Consider the following 20479-nt stretch of genomic DNA (forward strand, 5'->3'; position numbering starts at 1 on the left):
GTCATCGCGATCCTCGACGGCGAGCTGACCGTGAAGCGCCTCGAGCTGCACCCCGGGCGAGTGGTGCTGCGGGCCGAGAACCCGGAGTACCCGCCGATCCACGTCGCCGAGCTGAGCGACCTCCAGGTGTGGGGCGTCGTCACCGTCTGCCTCCACCGGCTGCACCGTGCGCTCTGAGCGGCGCATCGCCCTCGTCGACGTGAACTCGTTCTACGTCTCCTGCGAGCGGCTGTTCGATCCGAGGCTCGCGGGCCGCCCGGTCGTCGTCCTCTCGAACAACGACGGCTGCGTGGTCGCCCGCTCCGACGAGGTGAAGAGGCTCGGGATCGAGAACGGCACGCCCTGGTTCCAGATCGAGCCGCTCATCCGCTCCGGTCGCCTCCCGGAGGTGATCGCCCGATCGAGCAACTACGAGCTGTACGGCGAGCTGTCCGCGCGCGTCATGGAGCTGCTGGGCCGCTACTCCGCCTGGCAGGAGGTGTACTCGATCGACGAGTCCTTCCTCGGCGTCGACGGCGACGTGGCGGAGCGGGCGAAGATCGGCCGGGAGATGCGGGCGGCCGTCGCGAAGAACGTCGGCCTGCCCGTCTGCGTCGGATTCGGGCCGAGCAAGACTCTCGCGAAGTTCGTCAACAAGGGCGGAGCGAAGAAGCACCCGCGCCTGGGGGGCGTCTGCGACACCGACTGGTACACGCCCGAGCAGCTCGACGCGCTCATGGCCTCGCAGCACGTCACCGAGCTGTGGGGAGTCGCCGGCCGCACAGGGAAGCGCCTCGCGGAGCTGTCCATCCACACCGTCCGCGACCTCCGCGACGCGGACCCCGCGCTGATCCGCAAGAAGTTCTCGGTCGTCCTGCAGCGCTCCGTCTACGAGCTGCGCGGCGTCGACTGCATCCCCCTCGAGGCCGCTCGCACCGTCCGCGACCAGCTGATCTTCTCCCGGTCGTTCGCCACTCCCGTGACGACGATCGCGGGCATGGAGCAGGTGCTCTCCGTCTACGCGCAGCGCGCCGCCCACCGCCTCCGCGCTCAGGAGTCGGTCACCAGGACGATGAGCGTGTTCGCGTCGACGTCGCCGTTCGCGGACGCGCCGTACGAGTCCGCCGGCGGCCTGGCCGGCTTCCCCGTCCCCACGGACGACCCGGTGGCGATGGTGAGGGCCGCGATCGGCACCCTGCGCCCGCGGCTGCGGGAGGGCGCGCGCTACGTGCGGGCCGGCGTCATCCTCACGAACCTGTCGCCTCGGAACTCCCACGCGCTGCTCGAGATCTTCGACACCGCCTTCGACACGAAGGGCCTCGGCGCCACCATCGACGCCGTGACGAAGCGCCACGGCCGGTCCGCGGTCGGCCTCGGGCTGGCGGGCATCCGCACGGGGCCGGTGTGGACGATGAAGCGCGACGCCCTCTCGCTCCGGGCGACGACGCACTGGGGCGAGCTGGCGACGGCCCACGCGCGGTGAGCCCGCCGGCGGGGAGATCGGGTCATCCGACGCGTAGGCGCCCGGGGCGCTCTCGGGCAGGCTCGTCGCCATCGACGGGTGTCGGTGCGGGGACGGCGGGAGGACCCATGGCCGAGAGCTGGCAGGACGCGTCGGTGCGGGGCGTCGCGATGATCGAGAACGAGCTGGTCGTGCGCGACTTCCTCGAGGTGTGGAGCGCTCGCGACAGCCGCCAGCTCATCCCGTTCCTGCATCCGGAGGTCGTCTACAGCGCGTCGAGTTCGCAAGAGATCGCGGGGCGGGCGCGGGTCCTCGAGATGTGCGACGAGGTCCACCGGGCGTTCACCGAGATCCGGATCGCCCTCGTCACGATCGCCGTCGCCGGCAGCGTCGTCCTCACCGAGCACGCCCTGCACCTCCGCTCGGACACGGGGGAGGGCCACTGGCTCCGCTGCTTCGGGAGCTACGAGCTCCGCGGCGAGCAGATCGTCACCTGGCGGCAGCTCCATGGGTGAGGGCCGCGCGTGACGGCGGTGACCGGCCCCGCGCGCCTCAGGCTCGCCCTGGTGCTGCTGGCCATCGCCTCGGGCGCGACCGACGCGTTCGCGTTCCTCCTGCTCGGCGGCATCTTCACCGCGAACATGACGGGCAACCTGGTGCTGCTGGGGCTGTACCCCCGCTCCGCCTGGCTGACGACCGCGGCCGGAGCGGTCACGGCGATCGTCTTCTTCGCCGGAGCGGTCTACGCCGGGTTCCGCACGACCCGGGCGCGCACGCCGTCGACCGGCGACGGGAGACGTCCGCTCCGCGCGATCGCGCTCGTGGGGGTCGTCCTGCAGCTCGCCGTCGCGGTCGCCTGGCCGACGGTGCAGGGCGGCACGTCGCTGCTCGTGGACTGCGCGTTCATCGCGACCAGCGCGGCGGCGCTGGGGCTGCAGACCGTGCTCGCGAAGCGGATCTCCGGCGCCGCCGGCCTGACGACGACCTTCGTCACGGGCACGCTCACGAGCCTGATGCAGGAGCTCGCCGAGCGCTCGTCCGGGTCGAGGACCCTCCAGGCGCTCATCGTCGCGAGCCTCGCGGTCGGGGCCGTCGTCGGAGCGGCGACCGTGACGCTCGCTCCGGCCTGGGCTCCGACGCCGGCCCTGGTGCTCTCGGCGGTCGCCGTCGTGCTGCTCTTCGCGCACCGCGCGCGAGCCGTGCCCGCGGGAGCGGAGCCCGGGGCCCCGCGTCCCGCGTGACCGGGATCAGGCGTCGAGCGCCCACTTCGGCCGGACCCAGTGGCAGGTGTAGCCGCCGGGGTGCTTGCGCAGGTAGTCCTGGTGCTCCTCCTCGGCGTCCCAGAACTCGCCGGCGGGCTCGACCTCGGTGACGACCGGTCCGGGCCAGCGGCCCGACGCGTCGATCTCGGTGATCGTCTGACGCGCGACCCTCTCCTGCTCAGGCGAGAGGAAGAGGATCACGGAGCGGTAGGCCGTGCCGATGTCGTTGCCCTGACGGTTCTTCGTCGTCGGGTCGTGCACCTGGAAGAAGAACTCGAGCAGGTCGCGGTAGGAGAGCTGGTCGGGATCGAACTCGATCTCGACCGCCTCCGCGTGGTCGCCGTGGTGGCGGTAGGTCGCGTTCGGCGTGCTGCCGCCGGCGTACCCGGCGCGGGTGCTGAAGACGCCCGGCATGTCGCGGATGAGCTCCTGGAGCCCCCAGAAGCATCCGCCCGCGAGGATCGCGCGCTCCTCAGCCATCAGACGCCTGCCTTCGTGTCGTGCGCGGACTCGCGCGGAGAGATCATCATGCGGGCAAGTCCATCACGACCGGGGACGTCGCGGCGAGCGTCGGACGACTCTCGGAGCAGACCGTCGGCGGGGGAGCGGGGCGTGTCCCGCCCGAGCGCTCCGTCACTGCGATCGGTACGCCGCCGGAGATGCACCGGTGGGAACGAGTCATCTGACCGGGTCGCTCCGGGTGCCCCCGTTCCTACGCTCGTCGGTACAACCGAGGAGAGAGCGGAGCCGACCATGGAGCAGCCGAACGTCGAGACGCGCAGTGCACGGCGGGTGATCGAGACCCTGACCGCCAACGGCGTGAAGTACGTCTTCGGGATCCCGGGAGCGAAGATCGACGCGGTCTTCGACGTCCTCGCCGACGAGGGGCCGGAGCTGATCGTCTGCCGCCACGAGCAGAACGCCGCCTTCATGGCCGCCGCGGTGGGGCGGCTCACGGGCAGCCCGGGGGTCGTCCTCGTGACCTCCGGCCCCGGCACGACCAACCTCGCCACCGGCCTGCTCACGGCCAACACGGAGCAGGACCCGGTCGTCGCGCTCGCCGGGGCCGTGCAGCTCTCCGACCGTCTCAAGCGCACGCACCAGTCGATGGACGCGGCCGCCTTCCTCACCACCGTGACGAAGTACACGGTCGAGTCGACGGATCCGGACGACGTCTCGGAGGCGGTCAGCAACGCCTTCCGCGCCGCCGTCACCGAGCCCCGAGGCGCCGCGGCGGTCGTCCTGTCGGCCAGCGTGATGGCCGCGCCGACCTCGCAGGTCATCACCCGGGCGGCCACGGGGCCGACGAGCGGTCCGGCGCGCGCCGAGGACCTCACCCACGCCGCCGACCTGATCAACACCGCGGAGCGGCCCGTCCTCCTCGTGGGACTCCGCGCGTCGGAGCCGGCGACCGTGGCGGCACTGCGGGTCCTGATCAGCGAGACGGAGCTGCCGGTGATCGAGACGTTCCAGGCGGCCGGCCTCGTCTCCCGCGAGCTCGAGGACCACTACCTCGGCCGCGTCGGCCTGTTCAAGAACCAGCCCGCCGACCTCGCCCTCGCCGAGTCCGACCTCGTCGTCGCGATCGGCTACGACGCCGTCGAGTACGACCCGGTGATCTGGAACAGCGACGTCGACCGCCGGATCGTCCACATCGACTCCGTCGACGCCCCGCTGGACAACCACTACCTGCCCGCGCTGGAGCTGAAGGGCGATCTCGCGCAGACCGTCGCGGCCCTCACGCCGCTCGTCTCCGGCCTGCAGCTCGACGAGGACGCGGCCGACCGGGTCGCCCGGCACCGGAGCGAGCTGGAGCGGATCGACGACGCGGCGCGGACGGCCGGGGCGGCTCCCGGGACCGTCGATCCCGCCCGCCTCGTGCTCCTGATGCGCGACCTGCTCTCGGACGACGCCACCGTGGCCTGCGACATCGGCTCGAACTACATCTTCATGGCCCGGCACTTCCGCGTGTACGAGCCCAAGCACCTGCTCTTCTCGAACGGGCAGCAGACCCTCGGCGTCTCCTTCCCGTGGGGCATGGCGGCGAGCCTCCTGCGCCCCGGGACCCCGGTGGTCTCCGTCTCGGGTGACGGAGGGTTCCTGTTCTCCGCGACGGAGATCGAGACGGCGACGCGGCTCGGCCTCTCGTTCACGCACGTGATCATGCGGGACGACACCTACGACATGGTCGGCTTCCAGCAGCTGCTGAAGTACGGCCGCAAGTCCGGGGTCCAGCTCGGCGACTACGACATCGAGAAGTTCGCGGCGGCGTTCGGCGCCACGGGCAGGCGGGTGAGCGGCCTCGCCGAGTTCGAGGAGGCGTTCCGGGCGTCCCTGGCCGAGCCGGGCGTCTCGATCATCGACGTCGCGGTGGACTACAGCCGCAACGTCGACATCGCCGCTCACCTGGTCGAGGACGCCTTCGAATGAGCACGCACACGGTCGACTCGACCGACGACTACGCGATCTACCAGAGCTCGACCATGGCCGCGCTGCTGGCCGGGGTGTACGACGGGGACCTGACGATCCGCGAGCTGCTCACCCACGGCGACCTCGGGCTGGGCACCTTCAACCACCTGGACGGCGAGATGGTGATCGTCGACGGCGTCTGCTACCACCTGCGCAGCGACGGCTCCGTCCAGGTCGCGGACGGCGACGACCGGACGCCCTTCGCCGCCGTGCTGCCCTTCCACGCGACCACGACGTTCACGGTGGAGGAGCCGACCGGTCTCGCCGGCCTCACCCGGCTGATCGACGACGCGGTCGACGGCGGGAACATCCCCGTCGCCCTGCGGATCGACGGCCGGTTCACCGAGGTTCGAACCCGGACCGTGGGCGCGCAGACCGAGCCGTACCCGCCCCTGATCGAGGCGACCGCCCACCAGAGCGTCACCGGCATCGCCGACACCCGCGGCACGATCGCGGGCTTCCGCACTCCGCAGTTCGAGCAGGCCGTGTCGGTCCCCGGGTATCACCTGCACTACGTCGACGACGCCGGCGAGAAGGGCGGGCACGTCCTCGACGTGACCGTGGCCGAGGTGACGGTCTCGCTCACGACCGTCGCCGGACTGCACCTCGCGCTTCCGGAGACGGACCAGTTCCGCCGCGCGGACCTGGCGATGAAGGACATCGCGGCGCAGGAGGCGCGAGCGGAGGGGTGAGGCGGGCGGGACCTCCGGGGAGACGGGCCGGCCGCGACCCGTCTCTCCGGAGGCCCGTCAGGGCGCGAGCTCCTCGCGGACGATCGACGCTCCCGCGCTCAGCGCACTGAGCTTCCCCCAGGCGAGGTCGCGGGGCAGCGGCGCCATGCCGCAGTTCGTGCTCGGGAGGAGCAGGTCCGCGTCGACGAACCGGAGGGCGCGTCGCAGGGTGTCGGCGACCTCCTCGGGCGTCTCGACGGTCCCGCTCACCACGTCGATCGCTCCGAGCATGACCTTCTTGCCGCGGACGAGCTCGATCAGCTCCATCGGCACGTGGGAGTGGTGGCTCTCCAGCGAGACGATGTCGAGCGAGGACTGCTGGAGGAGCGGCAACGACTCCTCGTACTGCCGCCACTCCGACCCGAGGGTCGCCTTCCAGTCGGTGTTCGCCTTGATCCCGTAGCCGTAGCAGATGTGCACCGCGGTCTCGATGCGGAGTCCCTCCGCCGCCCTCTCCAGCGCGGCCACGCCCCAGTCCTGCACCTCGTCGAAGAAGACGGTGAAGGCGGGCTCGTCGAACTGGACGATGTCGACTCCGGCGTCCTGGAGGGCTCGCGACTCCTCGTTGAGGATGGTCGCGAACTCCCACGCCAGCTTCTCGCGGCTCCCATAGTGCCGGTCGGAGAGGGTGTCGATCATGGTCATCGGGCCGGGCAGCGCCCACTTGATGGGCTGATCGGTCTGCTCGCGCAGGAACCGGGCGTCGTCGGCGAACACGGGCCTCTCGAGCCCTACGGCGCCGACGACGGTCGGCACGCTCGCGTCGTACCGGTCGCGGATGCGCACCGTCTCGCGCCGCTCGAAGTCGACGCCCGTGAGGTGCTCGATGAACGTCGTGACGAAGTGCTGCCGAGTCTGCTCCCCGTCACTGACGATGTCCAGGCCCCGGTGGTGCTGCTCGTGGACGGCGGCGCGCAGGGCGTCCTGCTTGCCCTCGGCCAGGGCGTCGCCGGTCAGGCGCCACGGGGACCACAGGGTCTCCGGCTGCGCGAGCCACGACGGCTTCGGCAGGCTGCCGGCGATCGAGGTGGGCAGGAGCGGGAGGGACGTCGAGGATCCGCGGGCGCTCATCGGACCGCTCCCGCGTACCCGGCGGCCCACTGCCGCAGCCGCTCCCCGTGCGGCTTCATGAGGTGCTCCTCCGCGAACCGCCCCTGCTCGACCGCGAGCCGGCCGCGCTCCTCGCGGTCGTAGGAGACCGCGGGCAGCACGTAGTCCTGCTGCTCCAGGTCCGGCCGGTAGACGTCGGCGGCGGCCGAGCGCGCGCCGTAGATCTCGGGCCGGTAGATCCTCTGGAACGTCTCCATCGTGCTGATCGTGGCGATGAGCTGGAGGTCCGAGTAGTCCTCCAGCAGGTCGCCGCCGCAGTAGAACGCGAGCGGCGCCGTGCTGCCGGGCGGCATGAAGAAGCGGACCCCGAGGCCCATCTCCGAGAAGTACCGGTCGGTCAGCGACAGCTCGTCCTGCCGGTACTCGACGCCGAGGATCGGATGGAGGGTCCCGGTGCGCCGGTACGTCCTGCTCGTCGAGACGCTGATGCAGATGACGGGCGGCGTCGACGAGAGCTCCGCGTACTGCGCGGAGTCCCGGAAGTGCTGGAAGAGCGCGCCGTGCAGGACGCCGAAGTCGTCGGGGACGGTGAAGCCGGCCTGCGAGGTGTTGACCGCCGGCAGCCGCACGCTGAAGTCGTGGTCGCGGAGGTAGGAGGAGAAGTTGTTCCCCAGTGTCCCCGGCTGACATCGGCCGGTGCGGCGGTCGAGGATCCGGGTGCGCAGGACCTCCAGCAGGGGGAACTCCCGGTCCTCGCCGTCCGCGGTGAGCCGCAGCCCGACGGAGACGATGTCGAGCCCGACCGTGTAGCGGCCGCGGCTCGGATCGTCGCCCGGCACGAGATCGTTCAACCGGTCGTCGATCATCCGCAGCGCGGTCCGGAGGTTCTCCCGGCGGCGCTCGCCGCGGGCCAGATTCGCGAAGTTGGTGGTGATCCGGGAGCTCTGGGCCGGCGAGTAGTCCTCGTCGAAGGGGGTGAGGGTGATGCTGAAGGCGGGTTCGTTCGTCATGATCGGCCGATCGGTAGGAGGGACTGGGGCGGGGGCACGATCAGTGCGGGTGGTCCTCGGTCAGCTTGAAGCCGAGTCGGCCGTGCGCGAAGGCGGCTCCGGCTCCGATGGCGGCCGCGACCCAGGCTGATTCGGCGAGCTCGGTCTCGGTCGCACCGGCGCGCACGGCGTTCTGGCCGTGGCCGTCGATGCAGTAGACGCACTGCTTGCTGATGCCCACGGCGTAGGCGATGAGCTCGCGGTACTTGAGCGGGATCTCGCGACCCTGCGGAGCGAAGACGGCGGTGTCGAAGGCGGTGAACGCCGCAAGGACGTCGGGGGTCTCCTTCTTGTAGGCGGCGGTGTAGCGGCGGTCGGCTGCGCGGTCGTAGTAGGCGTCGGTCATGGTCTTCCTTCGGAGGTCGGAGAGGGGGCGGAGGGGATGAGGTCACGGCCGGGCGGGGATCTCCAGGCCGAGGTTCTCCCGCAGGGTCGTGCCCTCGTACTCGGTGCGCAGCGAACCGCGCTCCTGCAGCAGCGGCACGACGCGGTCGACGAACTCGTCCAGACCACCCGGGTGCAGGTGCGATCCGAGGACGACCCCGTCGCCGCCTCCGCTCTGCACGAACTCGTCGAGACGGTCGGCGACCTGCTCAGCCGTGCCCACGTACTCCGTGCGGTCGAAGACGGTCTCGGCGAGACCGCGGAGGGTGAGGTCGCGCTCCTGAGCGAGCGCACGCCAGGCGCGCACGGTCCCCGCGCGATCACCGTGGATCAGTGCGCGGCCCTCGATCAGCGGCGGCGCCTCGAGGTCGGGCTCGAGATCGGGTACCGGCCCGTCGACGTCGAAGCCCGACAGGTCCCGGTTCCAGACCTGCTCGAAGAGCACCTGGATCGTGCGCGGTGTGAGTTGCTGATCGCGGATCCACCGCGCTCTCTCCTCCGCCTCCGCAGCGGTGCCGCCGAGGACGACGGCGGCTGACGGGAGGATCCGCACGGAGCCGGCCGGGCGACCCGCCGCCGCGACCCGGGCCGCGATGTCGCGCGCGAACTCGTGCGCCTCAGGTCCCCGGTGGTAGGGGGAGAAGATCACGTCGGCGCTCGACGCCGCGAAGTCGCGACCCTGCGGAGAGACGCCCGCCTGCACGATCACCGGGCGGCCCTGCGGGCTGCGCGGCACGGTGAAACGGCCGGAGACGTCGAACTGGCTGCTCGAGACGGCGAACGACCCCGTCGACGAGTCGGCGAGGAACTCGCCGGAGGGGGCATCGGCTCGCACGGCGTCGGAGGTCCAGGTGTCCCAGAGCATCGTCACCGCGCGGACGGCCTCCTCGGCACGGGCGTAGCGGTCGGCGCGGTCGAGGAAGCCGCCGCGGCGGAAGTTCGCGCCCGTGAAGGCGTCGAAGGACGTGACCACGTTCCACCCCGCTCGTCCGCCTGAGAGGTGGTCGAGGGTCGCGATCTGACGGGCGAGCTCGAAGGGCTCGTTGAACGTCGCGTTGAGCGTGCCGACCAGGCCGATGTGCTCCGTGACCGCGGCCAGCGCGGCGAGGAGCGGCAGAGTGTCCGGTCGTCCGGCGATGTCATGGTCGAACGGGCGCCCCGCGCGCTCCCGCAGGGCCAGACCCTCGGCGAGGAAGAAGTAGTCGAACCGCCCGCGCTCCGCGGTCTCTGCGACGCGGCGGAACGTCGAGAAGTCGACCTGGCTGCCGGCGTCGGGGTGCTCCCACAGGGTGTGCTCGTTCACCCCGCCCACGTAGGCGGCGAGGACGATCTGCTTCGGTCGCCGCGTCATGACTGCTCCTCGGAGGCGTAGCGGTTCGGGATCGACGTGGGCAGGCCCAGGGCTGAGCGGAGGGTGCGGCCCTCCTCCGTCCCGACGAGCAGACCGCGTCGGCGCAGCTCGGGCACGAGGTCGTCGGCGATCAGCGGCAGATCGGTGGCGAGAACCGCGGGTCGGAGGCGGACGCCGTCGTAGCCGAGCCGTGAGAGCTCGGCGATGCGGTCGGCGACGGACGCGGCCGACCCGGCGGCGACGGCGGCGTCGCCGGTGAGCGGTCGGCCGAGAGCGTCGAGGCGCGAGAGTCTGGCCGCGGCGGACTCCGCCGGGGTGTCGAGGACGACGACGAGGTCGGCGAGGACCCGCAGGCGCTCGCCCGTGCGCCCCGCCCCGCGCTCCGCCTCGGCGATCTCCTGGAGGATCCTCTCGGCGTCCGCTGCGTTCTGAGGCGTCGCGAACACGACGTCGGCCGAGCGCGCGGCGAAACGGTACGGGATGTCGGCGTGTGCGAGCGCGGCGACGACGGGCTGCCCCTGCGGCGGCCGGGGAGTGATCGCGGGGCCGCGCACCGAGAACCAGCGTCCTGCGAAGTCGACGCGGTGCACCTTGTCGGCGTCGAGGAAGCGATCGGTGGCGACGTCGCGGATCTCGGCGTCGTCCTCCCAGCTGTCCCAGAGTCTCCGTGCGACCTCGACGGCGTCGGCCGCCTCCTCGAAGAGCTCGTCGACGACGGCGCGGATCGCGGGGTCCTCGAGAAGGGGCGTGCCCGGCTCCGGGGGCACGATCGCCGCGATTCGTCGTCCGACGTGCGAGGCTTCGTCGACGCGTGACGACACCCTGACCTGCCAACCGCCCCGCCCCCGGCTCAGGTGGTCGAGCGTCGCGACGGCCTTCGACACGTGGAAGGGCTCCGTGTGCGTCACGGTGACCGTGGGCACGAGACCGATGCGGCTCGTGAGGGGGGCGACGTAGGAGGCGATCAGCAGCGCGTCGAGCCGGCCGCGGACCTCGTCGGTGCGGTCGTCGGCCAGGAAGGGGTCCGCCGATTGCAGGGCGAAGGAGTCCTCGATCGTCACGAAGTCGATCCCGCCGCGCTCCGCCCGCTGCACGATGTCCGCCCAGTACGCGCCGGTGAAGAGCGCGTCGGGACGGGCGCCAGGCTCGCGCCAGGACGCGGGGTGCCAGCCGGCGCCCTCGAGGGCGACGGCGAGGCTGAGGGGTGGGGCGGCGGTCATCGTGCTCCTCGGATCAGGGTGCCGGCTCGGACGAGCTCCTCGTCGTCGAGTGCGCGGAGGCGGCGCAGCAGCGCGCGCGCGACCTTGTCGTTCTCGCGGAACGACACCGCGTTCGTGCCCGGCCGGGAGAAGGCGCCGACGAACGGCGAGTCGGTGTACGGGCCGATCGCGTACCGGCGGCCGACGCGGCCTCCCGCCGTCGAGCGCAGCAGGGTGTCGTCCTGGTGCACGCGCAGCCTCCCGGTCGACAGGAGAGTGTCGCCGACGTCGACGAGGTCCTCGACCGCCGACCCCGACGCGACGAGCGCTCGCATCAGCGCGTCGTCACTCCTCGCAACGGACGTCCGGGGGAGGCGCGCGTCGACGAGAGCGTCAGCGAGGACGACCTGATCGGTCGCCCCGCCGCTCGCGACGAAGCGGCCCTCCTCTTCGGAAGTCTCCACACGGATGCCCGGGCCGAGGAAGTCGACGACGCCCGCGTCCGAGAGTGCGAGCAGCTCCTCGAGACGGTGCGCGGGCGGCCCGCTCGCGAGGAAGCTGAACCAGCCGAGCCACCATCCGTGCAGATCCTCGATCCGCGAGCGGGGCGTCCACCTCGCGGACGCGGTGAGATCGGCGACGAGGAAGTGGCTGCGCAGAAGCGCGAGGAAGAGCGCCATCGTGGCGCTGTGCTCCTGCCGGCTGCGCAGAGCCAGGTCGTCCCGGATGTAGGCGCGCACCGCCTCCTGCAGCGCCGAGCCGTCGGCGAACCGCACATCGGCGAACGGGCGGTCGAGATCGGGGAGGAGCAGCCTGTCGAGGCTGTCCGGCACAGTGTCCGCGACGAGCGCGGTCAGGGTCCGCGCATCTCCGAGGACCCGCTCGGCGTCGGCCCCGAGTGCGGGGAGAGCGTACCCCTGTCCCGCTTCGGGTCGCGGGCCGCGGGAGCCGGCGAGGACCGAGGCGCGCGGGTCGAGCCGCGAGAACACCTCCGAGAAGTGCGTCCAGTCGGTGCTCACCCGGTCGGGGTGCCCGGTGAAGAGCTCACGGTAGTAGCCCCAGAGCATCTCCTGGGCGATCAGGGGCCAGACGTCCTCGCTGAAGTCGAGCGGGCGGTGTCGCGAGCGCAGCTCCTCGACGACGGACGCCGAGAACCAGCGGGGCTCGGGCGCGGCTCCCTGGAGCGTCGAGCCGATCTTCGAGTGGTAGGGGACCCCGCGGCGGCTGCCGATCAGGATGCGCGGCTCGCGTCCCGACGGGTGGTAGCGCAGTCCGCCGGCGTCGTCCCGTTCGAAGCGGCCGCCCCGGCCCTCGGTGAGCAGCACCAGGAGGTCGACCGCGACGAGGCCGAGGCCGCGCACGATCACGTCGTGTCCGGCGCGGAGGGATCCGAGGTCGGCGTCGGCCGTGAACGACGGCGGCAGGTAGGCGAGGCCGTGGCGCTCGGCGAACCCGGCCAGCCGGGTCTCGTCGACCGTCGGCAGAGCGCCGCTGTGCCCGAGCGAGAACAGGACCAGGTTCGCCTCGATCACGTCGCCGGAGTCGAGGACGACCCGCTGCGCACCGTTGTCGCGGCCGAGCACCTCGACGACGCGCGCCGCGTGCTCGCGGACCTCGACGTCAGGGCGGAGAGCGGCGAGCGCCTCCCGGTGGAACCAGCGCAGATAGAGGCTCTGCAGCCGGCGGGTGGGGAAGCTGTCGGCGCGGAGCCCGTCGAGCTCGCGGCGCACGGCTTCGTCGCCCTCTGCGAGCGCGATCCGGCCGGCCCGCACCGCCTCCGCCCACTCGATCAGCGAGGGTCCGGGGCGCACCGGCCCCTCGATCGTCGCGCTCGCGTCGGTGAACATCGTCACGTCGGCTGCGAGCGAGTTGAGCTTCAGCAGCGGCGACTGCTCGTAGCGCCAGATCCGGCCGGGGCCGACGGGGTACGGGTCGACGACGTGGACGACGAGCGCGGCCGGCCCGAGGGCGTCCTCGGCGGCGTTCGCGGCGAGGCGCTCGAGGACCCCGACCGCGCGGGGACCTCCCCCGACGATCACGAGGGAGCGGGTCCCGTCCGATGGCGCTGACATGCGTCCACGATGACCCTTCCCCCGTGAGGACGCCGCTCTGTGACGACTCGTGACGATGTGAAGAAGTGTGTAGCGGCGGGGTTGGAGCCGGGTGGCCGCGGACCCTAGCGTCGGCCCCCACGGCGTGCAGAACGGTGCGCCCCGACAGGCAGGAGCCTCGAGTGCCCATCGAATTCCTCGGCATCGCCGCGCTCAACGACGGCAGCGAGACACGAGCACGCAGCGGCGCGAGCTTCGACCCGGAGTACACGGTGCGTCTGGCCGCGGCTCATGAGGACAGCGGGTGGGACCGCATCCTGTTCGCCTACCACTCCGGAGCCCCCGACCCCGCCGTCGCCGCCGCTTTCATCGCGTCGCGGCTCGAGCGCATCCAGCTGCTGCTGGCGCACCGGCCCAACGTCTCCTACCCCACGGTCGCGGCGAAAGCCTTCGCGACCCTCGATCAGCTGAGTGGAGGCCGCCTGAGCGTCCACGTGATCACGGGCGGGTCGGACGCGGACCAGGCCGCGGAGGGCGACTACCTGAGCAAGGACGAGCGCTACGCGCGCACCGCCGAGTACATCAGGATCGTCAAGCAGGTCTGGACGACCCGTGAGCCGTTCGATCACGTCGGGGAGCACTACCGCTTCTCCCGGTTCGTCAGCGACGTCTGGCCGGTGCAGCAGCCTCGGCCGCAGATCTCGTTCGGAGGCTCCTCTCCCGCCGCTCTGTCCGTCGGTGCCGCCGAGAGCGACGTCTACGCGCTCTGGGGCGAGCCGCTGCGGGACACCGCCGAGCAGATCCGCAGCATCCGGGAGGCGGCGGCGGCGGCCGGCCGCGACGTCGCGCCGCGCATCCAGGTCGCCTTCCGACCCATCCTCGGGGCCACCGAGGAGCAGGCCTGGGAGAAGGCGGAGGGGATCCTCCGCCGCATCGAGGCGCGCACCCGCGAGACCGCCCCCGGAGGCCTCGCCGCGCCGGAGAACACCGGCTCGCAGCGCCTCCTCGCAATCGCCGCCGCAGGCGACCGTTTCGATCGCGCGCTCTGGACCAGGGCGGGAGTCGCCGCGGGAGCGCGCGGCAACTCGAACGCCCTCGTCGGGACGCCGGAGACGGTGGCCGCCGCGCTGCTCGACTACGTCGATCTCGGGGTCGACATCATCTCGGCGCGCGGCTACGACTACGTCGACGACACCCTCGACTTCGGTCGCCACGTGATACCGCTGGTGCGCGAGGAGGTCGCTCGACGCGACGCCGCGGCCGCCCAGGCCGCCGAGGAGGCCGCTCGTGTCCTCGTCTGACACCGTCGCGGCCGACGAGTTCGTCCATGTGCGGGCCGATGACCCGCGGGCCCGGCCCCTGCTCGACGAGCTCGAGCGCGAGTACGACACCCGCTACGGCACCGCCTGGGGCGAGCCGGCATCGGCCGAGCTCGCGCGCTACCCGAGCGAGGTGTTCGCCCCGCCGGAGGGATCCTTCGTCCTGCTTCTGCGCGACGGCACCGCGATCGCCGGAGGCGCGCTGAAGAGATTCGACGACACGACCGCCGAGCTCAAGCGCATCTGGACATCCTCGGCGCACCGTCGGCAGGGACTCGCCCTGCGCGTGGTCGCAGAGCTCGAGGCGGAGGCCCGCCGGCTCGGCTACTCGACCGTCTACCTCACGACCGGGCCGCTCCAGCCGGAGGCGCAGCGGCTCTACCTCACTGCGGGCTACACACCGCTCTACGACGTGAACCAGCCTCCGGAGGTGGTCGTCCTGCACGGCTATGCGCGGACGCTCACCGATCGGCCGCTCGACGTCGCGAGGATCCGGACCGCGCACGACGACTCCTTCGCGCAGCTCACCGCGTCCCTGCCCGACGGCGGAGCACGCCTGCGCGGTGGCGTCACGGGGCGTGCCTCATGAGCGGCACGATCGCGCCGCCTCGACCGCGGGACACGTCCGGCCCCCTTCCCGGAGGCATCGACCTCGCCCGACTCGGCGAGCGGCCGGTGCTGCCGCTGCGCCACCCGGTGCGCTGGGTGGTCGCCGCACTGGTCCTCGTGCTCCTGCTGAACGCCGGACAGACCCTCTTCACGAACCCGTCGTGGGAGTGGCCGAAGGTCGGGACCTGGCTCTTCAGTCCGGCGATCCTGAAGGGGCTGCAGCTGACGCTCCTCGCCACCGCCATCAGCGCCGTGATCAGCTTCGTCGGAGGCATCGTCGTCGCCGTAGCCCGGCTCTCGGGCAATCCGGTGCTGTCGACGCTCAGCTGGGTCTACATCTGGCTGTTCCGCTCGGTGCCGCTGATCCTCGTCCTCATCTTCCTGTTCAATCTCGGCAACCTGTATCCGACCGTCGGCATCGGCATCCCCTTCGGTCCGCAGTGGTCGGTGCCGACGGTGTCGCTGCTGCCTCCGCTCGCCCTCGGCGTGATCGGCCTGAGCCTGTCCGAGATCGCCTACAGCGCCGAGGTCGTCCGTTCCGGGGTGCTCGCGGTCGATCAGGGGCAGCACGAAGCGGCGAAGGCGCTCGGGATCCCGCAGCGCCGCCAGTTCACCCGCATCGTCCTCCCGCAGGCGCTCCGCTCGATCGTGCCCGCCTACGTGAACCAGATCATCGGCCTGCTGAAGGCGAGCTCGCTGCTGTTCTACGTCTCGCTGCTCGACCTGTTCGGGGTCGCTCAGAACCTCGGCAGCACGTACCCGACGGACATCATCCCCCTGCTCGTCGTCGCGACGATCTGGTACCTGGTGCTGACCTCGGCGATCTCGGTCGTGCAGTTCTACATCGAGCGCTTCTACGCCCGCGGCGCGCACCGGGAGCTCGCGCCCACGCCCCTCCAGCGGGTGCGGCGCTCGCTCGCCGGCCTGAGGAGTGCGCGATGACCGCCGCCATCGAGATCCACAACGCGACCAAGTCCTACGGCGACCGGACCGTGCTCCGGGGAGTCGACCTGCGCGTCGAGGCGGGCACCGTCACGGTTATCCTCGGTCCGAGCGGCTCGGGCAAGTCGACCCTGCTGCGGGCGATCAACCATCTCGAGAAGCTCGACGAGGGGTTCGTCTCCGTGAACGGCGAGCTGATCGGGGTGCGGCTGCGCGGCGGTCGGCTCAAGGAGCTGCGCGAGAAGGAGATCCTGCGCCAGAGGGCGAGGATCGGCTTCGTCTTCCAGAGCTTCAACCTGTTCCCGCACCTGACGATCCTCGAGAACGTCACCGAGGCGCCGATCTCGCAGGGGCAGCCGCCCGCGGAGGCCCGCGAGCGGGCACGCGCCCTGCTCGAGCACGTCCGTCTCGCCGACAAGGCGGCGGCCTATCCGAGGCAGCTCTCCGGCGGCCAGCAGCAGCGCGTGGCCATCGCGCGTGCGCTCGCGCTCGACCCCGAGGTGATCCTCTTCGACGAGCCGACCTCGGCTCTCGATCCCGAGCTCGTCGGGGAGGTGCTGCAGGTCATCCGGTCGCTGGCCGAGAGCGGCCGCACCCTCATCGTCGTGACCCACGAGATCGGCTTCGCCCGCGAGGTCGCCGACCGGGTGGTGTTCGTCGACGACGGCCTCGTCGTCGAGCAGGGCAGCCCGAGCGAGGTCCTCGACCGCCCGCAGAATCCGCGGACCCGCGACTTCCTCGGCCGAGTCCTCGGCTGAGCCCCCGCACTCCTCCTCCTCTCCATCCGCACGACAGACACAGGAATCGAATCATGACCAGACCGCACATCACTCGTTGGACCAGAGTCGGGGCGCTTCTCGCTGCCGCCGCGCTGACGACGGGCCTCGCGGCCTGCTCCGGTGCCGCCGCCTCCGACCCGGCCTCCCCGGGAGCCGCCTCCGGCACCACCACCGTCACCGTGGGTGCCCTCTCCAACGGAGCGGCGACCGAGACGGACATCGACGTGCCGGTCGTCGACGAGATCCGCGGCACGCTGCCGCAGGAGATCCTCGACCGCGGGACCCTGACGATCGGCGTCGGCGCTCTCCCCGCAGGCTTCCCTCCGCTCGCGTTCACCGGGACCGACACCGAGACCCTCACCGGCTCGGAGCCCGATCTCGGCCGCCTCGTCGCCGCCGTCCTCGGGCTGCAGCCCGAGGTGGAGAACTCCACCTGGGACAACCTCTTCGTGGGCATCGACACCGGAGGCAGCGACGTCGGCTTCTCGAACATCACCGTCACGGAGAAGCGCAAGGAGAAGTACGACTTCGCCTCCTACCGCGCCGACACCCTCGCGTTCCAGGTCCTCGCCTCGAACGACTGGGAGTTCGACGGCGACTACGAGAACCTCGACGGACTCACCGTCGCGGTCAGCAGCGGCACCAACCAGGAGAAGATCCTGCTCGAGTGGCAGGCCCGTCTGCAGTCCGAGGGCAGGTCCCTGGAGATCACGCGACTGCCCGATGCCAACTCCGTCACTCTCGCTCTCGGCTCCGGCCGGATCGACGCCTACTTCGGGCCCAACCCGACGACGGTCTACCAGAACCGGATCTCGGAGGACGGCGCCGACCCGACCCGCAACGCCGGCACGTTCTCCGGAGCGGGCGAATCGCTCGACGGGCTGATCGCGGCGACTGTGAAGAAGGACTCCGGACTCGCCGAGCCGATCGCCCAGGCCCTCGGCTACCTCATCGGGAACGGTCAGTACCAGGACTGGCTGTCGGCCTACGGCCTGCAGGACGAGGCCGTGGACGAGGCCCTGGTGAACCCGCCCGGGCTCCCGCTCGACAACAGCTGAGCCGCCCCCGCCTCGGGCGCCCCGATCGACCAGCGGGGCGCCCTCCGCCCGCTTCCCCGAGGACTCTCATGCACCTGTTCGACTCGCTCACGCGCGAACGACTCGACCGCCCGACGAGCCGCAAGTGGAGCCTCCGCCCCGGCACCATCGGAGCCTGGGTCGCCGAGATGGACTTCGGTACGGCGCCGGCCGTTCGGAGGGCACTGCACGACGCCGTGGCCGGCGACGTGCTGGGCTATCTGTCCCCCTCGACTGCGGGCGAGCTGGGCGAGGCCGCCGCGGAGTACCTCGCTGAGCAGTACGCGTGGACGGTCGACCCCGCCCGCGTGCACTCCGTCTCGGATGTCATGGCCGCGCTCGGAGTGGCCGTCACCGAGTTCTCCCGCCCCGGCTCACCGGTGATCGTGCCTACCCCCGCTTACATGCCGTTCCTCACCTACCTGTCGGCCATCGGACGCGAGGTGATCGAGGTCCCGGGAACGATCGTCGACGGCCGCTGGGAGCACGACCTCGACGGGATCGATGCGGCCTTCGCGCAGGGAGCGGGCACCCTGGTGCTCTGCAATCCGCACAACCCGACGGGCTCGGTCCTGCCACGGTCCGAGCTCGAAGGTCTCGCCGCTGTCGTCGAGCGCCACGGCGGGCGGGTCTTCGCCGACGAGATCCACGCGCCGCTGCGGTTCGACGGCGTCCCCCACATCCCTTACGCCTCGGTCTCGGAGGAGGCCGCCCGGCATTCCGTCACCGGAACGAGCGCCTCGAAGGCGTGGAACATCCCCGGCCTGAAGGCCGCGCAGCTGATCACCACGAACGACGCAGACGAGGACGTCTACTCGCGCTTCGGGTTCGCGGTGCAGCACGGCGCTTCGAATCTCGGCGTGATCGCCTCGACGGCCGCCTACCGGGAGGGCGGAGCGTGGCTCGACGAGGTCGTCGACTACCTCGACGGCAACCGGCGCCTCATCGCCGACTTCCTCGCCTCCGAGCTGCCCCGGATCGGGCACCGCACCCCGGAGGCGACGTATCTCGCCTGGTTCGACCTGGGTGCTCTCGGCCTCACCGATCCCGCGCAGCACCTGCAGCGCGAGGCGGGAGTGACGCTCACCTCCGGACGCCTGTGCGGCGCCGGCTACGCCGACCACGTGCGTCTCGTCTTCGCCATGCCGCGTCCCCTCCTCCTCGAGACGCTCGAAGCCGTGCGGGCCGCCGTGTGAACGGCGGAGCGCCTTCGCGGGGACTCGACGAGGTGGGACGGCGGAGCACCGAGGCGGGCGGCATCGCACGACAGTGGCGAGGAGCCGTCCTTCAGCGCCTCCGCTCCCTCTGCACCCCCGATGAGGCCGGGCCGCCGGCGGTGGACCGGGCGGCCTCGCGTGTCGAGGCTGTGCAGCTCGCCCACGAGATCGAGCACGGGTTCTTCCGCCCGGTGCCCGGCCGGGCGCAGGATCCGGAGTGAGACGGGGAGGACCCCCCCCTACGTCCCGAAGAGGTTGGCGCGGGTCCCGCCGGGAGCGAGCTCGTCGCGGAGGATCCCGCGGCGGCGCAGGACGGGGACGAGGTCGTCGAGCATCCGGTGCAGGGTGACGGGGTGCAGGTCCCCGGAGAGGAGGAGCCCGTCGCTGCCGCCGTCGTCGCCGAGCTCCTCGACGAAGTCGGCGAACTCCTCCGCGGTGCCGACGAAGCCGGCGCGCTCGGCGACGCGGCCCTTGTGCGCCTTCCTGGTGAGCAGCTCCCGCAGCGGAGCGTCCTCCGTGCCGCCGTAGAGGCCGGCGATGGTGCCGTGCGAGACGTGCTCGCCGAACACCGACCGCGGGACGGGGAGGTCCAGGTCGAGCCCCGTGAGGTCGGTCTCCAGGTCGCTCGACCAGCCGAGCGCGATCCGCCGCAGCGCGTCCTCGTCGGGGTGGCGCGACGCCTCGACGACGCGCGTGGCCTCCTCCGGGCTCGACACGATCTCGGGCTTCACGACGAAGAGCACGCGCAGGTCGTCCGCGGTCCGCCCGTGCTGCTCGGCCGCGGCGAGCACGCGCGCCCGGTAGTCGCGCACCGCCCGGGCCTCCAGAGGGGCGAGCGCGAGCTGCACGTCCGACTGCGTGCCGGCGAAGGCCAGGCCGCGGGGGGAGCCGCCTGGGGAGACGACGATCGGGTCGCCGTTCGCGAAGGGGACGGCGTTCAGGGGTCCGTCCACGCGGAAGTGCTCCCCGCGGTGGCGGAACGCGTCGATCCGGGTGCCGTCGGCGTAGCGGCCCGACTCGGGGTCGGCGACCAGCGCGCCCTCCCCCCAGCTGTGCCAGAGCCGGCGGACGACCGCCATCCACTCGTCGGCCCGGTCGTAGGCCGCGTCGTGCGACAGCGGCTCCAGGCCCACGTGGCGGGCGCTGCCGACGTCGGTGACCAGGTTGATCCCGAAGCGGTCGGAGCTGAGGTGCTGCAGCGTCGCCGCCTGCCGGGCGGCGAGGTACGGGGGCGTGATGCCGGCGTTGATCGTCGGCGCCAGCCCGATCCGCTCGGTCGCCGCGAACAGGTACGGCGCCAGGAGGAGCGGATCGTGCTTCGGCCCGCCGTACGCTCCCCGCACCCGCAGGTCGAGCGTCTCCGGGGAGCCGAGCGAGACGGCGTCCTCCATCACGATCAGCTCGAAGCCGGCCTGCTCCAGCTCGCGGGCCGACTGCTGGTAGAGGCCGGGCTTCGTCCAGTCGTGGTTCCACTCCCGGTAGGGGTGCCCCCACCCCTGCGGGCCGAAGCCCCGGGAGAAGAACCAGCCGAAGTGCTGACGGCGCGCCAC

20 protein-coding genes are annotated in these 20479 nt (G+C 71.8%); 12 read left to right on the plus strand and 8 right to left on the minus strand.

The features are described 5' to 3' along the window. The 4 genes from C5C50_RS04870 to C5C50_RS04885 form a co-directional block, all read left to right on the plus strand. Positions 1-177, plus strand: a 177-nt coding sequence (locus tag C5C50_RS04870; RefSeq protein ID WP_219814077.1) for a LexA family transcriptional regulator, incomplete at its 5' end; no start/stop codon positions are given. Further along, positions 167-1462: a Y-family DNA polymerase gene (locus C5C50_RS04875; RefSeq protein ID WP_104272980.1), complete on the plus strand. Its 1296-nt coding sequence runs from the start codon at positions 167-169 to the stop codon at positions 1460-1462. The genes C5C50_RS04870 and C5C50_RS04875, both read left to right, overlap by 11 nt. Before the next feature lie 107 nt (positions 1463-1569). Continuing rightward, positions 1570-1956 carry a nuclear transport factor 2 family protein gene (locus C5C50_RS04880; RefSeq protein ID WP_104247117.1) on the plus strand — a complete coding sequence of 129 codons (387 nt, stop codon included), beginning with the start codon at positions 1570-1572 and terminating at the stop codon, positions 1954-1956. 9 nt (positions 1957-1965) lie between these two features. After that, on the plus strand, positions 1966-2682 hold the full coding sequence (locus C5C50_RS04885) for a YoaK family protein (protein ID WP_104226548.1): 717 nt from the start codon (positions 1966-1968) through the stop codon (positions 2680-2682). A gap of 6 nt (positions 2683-2688) precedes the next feature. Here the strand turns inward: C5C50_RS04885 and msrA are convergent, their stop codons facing one another. Beyond that, positions 2689-3183 carry a peptide-methionine (S)-S-oxide reductase MsrA gene (gene msrA, locus C5C50_RS04890; protein WP_104262242.1) on the minus strand — a complete coding sequence of 165 codons (495 nt, stop codon included), beginning with the start codon at positions 3181-3183 and terminating at the stop codon, positions 2689-2691. Positions 3184-3456: 273 nt separating this feature from the next. Here msrA and alsS point away from each other — a divergent pair, with 273 nt between their 5' ends. After that, a complete protein-coding gene (alsS, locus tag C5C50_RS04895; RefSeq protein WP_104272981.1) occupies positions 3457-5133 on the plus strand; it encodes an acetolactate synthase AlsS in 1677 nt (558 codons plus the stop codon). Then, complete coding sequence (gene budA / locus C5C50_RS04900; RefSeq protein ID WP_104272982.1) at positions 5130-5864, plus strand: acetolactate decarboxylase; 735 nt, start codon at positions 5130-5132, stop codon at positions 5862-5864. The genes alsS and budA overlap by 4 nt, the downstream gene beginning before the upstream one ends. Positions 5865-5921: 57 nt before the next feature. On the opposite strand, the gene C5C50_RS04905 is transcribed toward budA, so the two are convergent. Genes C5C50_RS04905 through C5C50_RS04930 form a run of 6 tightly spaced genes read right to left on the minus strand, consistent with a single transcriptional unit; the run spans position 5922 to position 13008 of the window. Beyond that, the gene (locus tag C5C50_RS04905) at positions 5922-6974 is read right to left on the minus strand and encodes a methionine synthase (protein WP_104272983.1); all 1053 of its coding nucleotides are present in this window, start codon (positions 6972-6974) and stop codon (positions 5922-5924) included. Further along, positions 6971-7963 carry a putative oxygenase MesX gene (locus C5C50_RS04910; RefSeq protein ID WP_104272984.1) on the minus strand — a complete coding sequence of 331 codons (993 nt, stop codon included), beginning with the start codon at positions 7961-7963 and terminating at the stop codon, positions 6971-6973. The genes C5C50_RS04905 and C5C50_RS04910 overlap by 4 nt, the downstream gene beginning before the upstream one ends. Positions 7964-8003: 40 nt before the next feature. Further along, entirely contained in the window at positions 8004-8348 is a 345-nt protein-coding gene (locus C5C50_RS04915; protein WP_104223293.1) for a carboxymuconolactone decarboxylase family protein, read from the minus strand. Between the two features lie 42 nt (positions 8349-8390). Further along, the gene (locus tag C5C50_RS04920; protein WP_104272985.1) at positions 8391-9737 is read right to left on the minus strand and encodes an NtaA/DmoA family FMN-dependent monooxygenase; all 1347 of its coding nucleotides are present in this window, start codon (positions 9735-9737) and stop codon (positions 8391-8393) included. Then, on the minus strand, positions 9734-10957 hold the full coding sequence (locus C5C50_RS04925; protein WP_104226542.1) for an LLM class flavin-dependent oxidoreductase: 1224 nt from the start codon (positions 10955-10957) through the stop codon (positions 9734-9736). The genes C5C50_RS04920 and C5C50_RS04925 overlap by 4 nt, the downstream gene beginning before the upstream one ends. Further along, entirely contained in the window at positions 10954-13008 is a 2055-nt protein-coding gene (locus C5C50_RS04930; protein WP_104272986.1) for an FAD/NAD(P)-binding domain-containing protein, read from the minus strand. The genes C5C50_RS04925 and C5C50_RS04930 overlap by 4 nt, the downstream gene beginning before the upstream one ends. A gap of 161 nt (positions 13009-13169) precedes the next feature. Between C5C50_RS04930 and C5C50_RS04935 the strand changes: the two genes are divergently transcribed. From C5C50_RS04935 to C5C50_RS04960, 6 genes are all read left to right on the plus strand, one after another. Then, positions 13170-14288, plus strand: a complete 1119-nt coding sequence (locus C5C50_RS04935) for an LLM class flavin-dependent oxidoreductase (protein ID WP_104223289.1) — start codon at positions 13170-13172, stop codon at positions 14286-14288. Beyond that, complete coding sequence (locus tag C5C50_RS04940; RefSeq protein ID WP_219813900.1) at positions 14275-14895, plus strand: GNAT family N-acetyltransferase; 621 nt, start codon at positions 14275-14277, stop codon at positions 14893-14895. The genes C5C50_RS04935 and C5C50_RS04940 overlap by 14 nt, the downstream gene beginning before the upstream one ends. After that, on the plus strand, positions 14892-15857 hold the full coding sequence (locus C5C50_RS04945; protein ID WP_104233982.1) for an amino acid ABC transporter permease: 966 nt from the start codon (positions 14892-14894) through the stop codon (positions 15855-15857). The genes C5C50_RS04940 and C5C50_RS04945 overlap by 4 nt, the downstream gene beginning before the upstream one ends. Continuing rightward, a complete protein-coding gene (locus C5C50_RS04950) occupies positions 15854-16615 on the plus strand; it encodes an amino acid ABC transporter ATP-binding protein (RefSeq protein WP_104223287.1) in 762 nt (253 codons plus the stop codon). The genes C5C50_RS04945 and C5C50_RS04950 overlap by 4 nt, the downstream gene beginning before the upstream one ends. Before the next feature lie 53 nt (positions 16616-16668). Next, a complete protein-coding gene (locus tag C5C50_RS04955; protein WP_104223286.1) occupies positions 16669-17694 on the plus strand; it encodes a transporter substrate-binding domain-containing protein in 1026 nt (341 codons plus the stop codon). 68 nt (positions 17695-17762) lie between these two features. Then, positions 17763-18908 (plus strand): MalY/PatB family protein, encoded by a 1146-nt coding sequence (locus C5C50_RS04960; protein ID WP_104272987.1) that lies wholly within the window; start codon positions 17763-17765, stop codon positions 18906-18908. Positions 18909-19168: 260 nt separating this feature from the next. Here the strand turns inward: C5C50_RS04960 and C5C50_RS04965 are convergent, their stop codons facing one another. Next, the gene (locus C5C50_RS04965) at positions 19169-20479 is read right to left on the minus strand and encodes an LLM class flavin-dependent oxidoreductase (RefSeq protein WP_104272988.1); all 1311 of its coding nucleotides are present in this window, start codon (positions 20477-20479) and stop codon (positions 19169-19171) included.

It is taken from the genome of Rathayibacter sp. AY1D9 (genome assembly GCF_002932395.1).
GTDB lineage: Bacteria > Actinomycetota > Actinomycetes > Actinomycetales > Microbacteriaceae > Rathayibacter.

Excerpts from the sequence above, each read along its gene's own strand:
- C5C50_RS04960 (WP_104272987.1), top strand. The coding sequence starts at position 17,763 with ATGCACCTGTTCGACTCGCTCACGCGCGAACGACTCGACCGCCCGACG.
- C5C50_RS04925 (WP_104226542.1), bottom strand. The coding sequence starts at position 10,957 with ATGACCGCCGCCCCACCCCTCAGCCTCGCCGTCGCCCTCGAGGGCGCC.
- alsS (WP_104272981.1), top strand. The coding sequence starts at position 3,457 with ATGGAGCAGCCGAACGTCGAGACGCGCAGTGCACGGCGGGTGATCGAG.
- C5C50_RS04905 (WP_104272983.1), bottom strand. The coding sequence starts at position 6,974 with ATGAGCGCCCGCGGATCCTCGACGTCCCTCCCGCTCCTGCCCACCTCG.
- budA (WP_104272982.1), top strand. The coding sequence starts at position 5,130 with ATGAGCACGCACACGGTCGACTCGACCGACGACTACGCGATCTACCAG.
- C5C50_RS04880 (WP_104247117.1), top strand. The coding sequence starts at position 1,570 with ATGGCCGAGAGCTGGCAGGACGCGTCGGTGCGGGGCGTCGCGATGATC.
- C5C50_RS04915 (WP_104223293.1), bottom strand. The coding sequence starts at position 8,348 with ATGACCGACGCCTACTACGACCGCGCAGCCGACCGCCGCTACACCGCC.
- C5C50_RS04955 (WP_104223286.1), top strand. The coding sequence starts at position 16,669 with ATGACCAGACCGCACATCACTCGTTGGACCAGAGTCGGGGCGCTTCTC.
- C5C50_RS04910 (WP_104272984.1), bottom strand. The coding sequence starts at position 7,963 with ATGACGAACGAACCCGCCTTCAGCATCACCCTCACCCCCTTCGACGAG.
- C5C50_RS04930 (WP_104272986.1), bottom strand. The coding sequence starts at position 13,008 with ATGTCAGCGCCATCGGACGGGACCCGCTCCCTCGTGATCGTCGGGGGA.
- C5C50_RS04945 (WP_104233982.1), top strand. The coding sequence starts at position 14,892 with ATGAGCGGCACGATCGCGCCGCCTCGACCGCGGGACACGTCCGGCCCC.
- msrA (WP_104262242.1), bottom strand. The coding sequence starts at position 3,183 with ATGGCTGAGGAGCGCGCGATCCTCGCGGGCGGATGCTTCTGGGGGCTC.
- C5C50_RS04920 (WP_104272985.1), bottom strand. The coding sequence starts at position 9,737 with ATGACGCGGCGACCGAAGCAGATCGTCCTCGCCGCCTACGTGGGCGGG.
- C5C50_RS04950 (WP_104223287.1), top strand. The coding sequence starts at position 15,854 with ATGACCGCCGCCATCGAGATCCACAACGCGACCAAGTCCTACGGCGAC.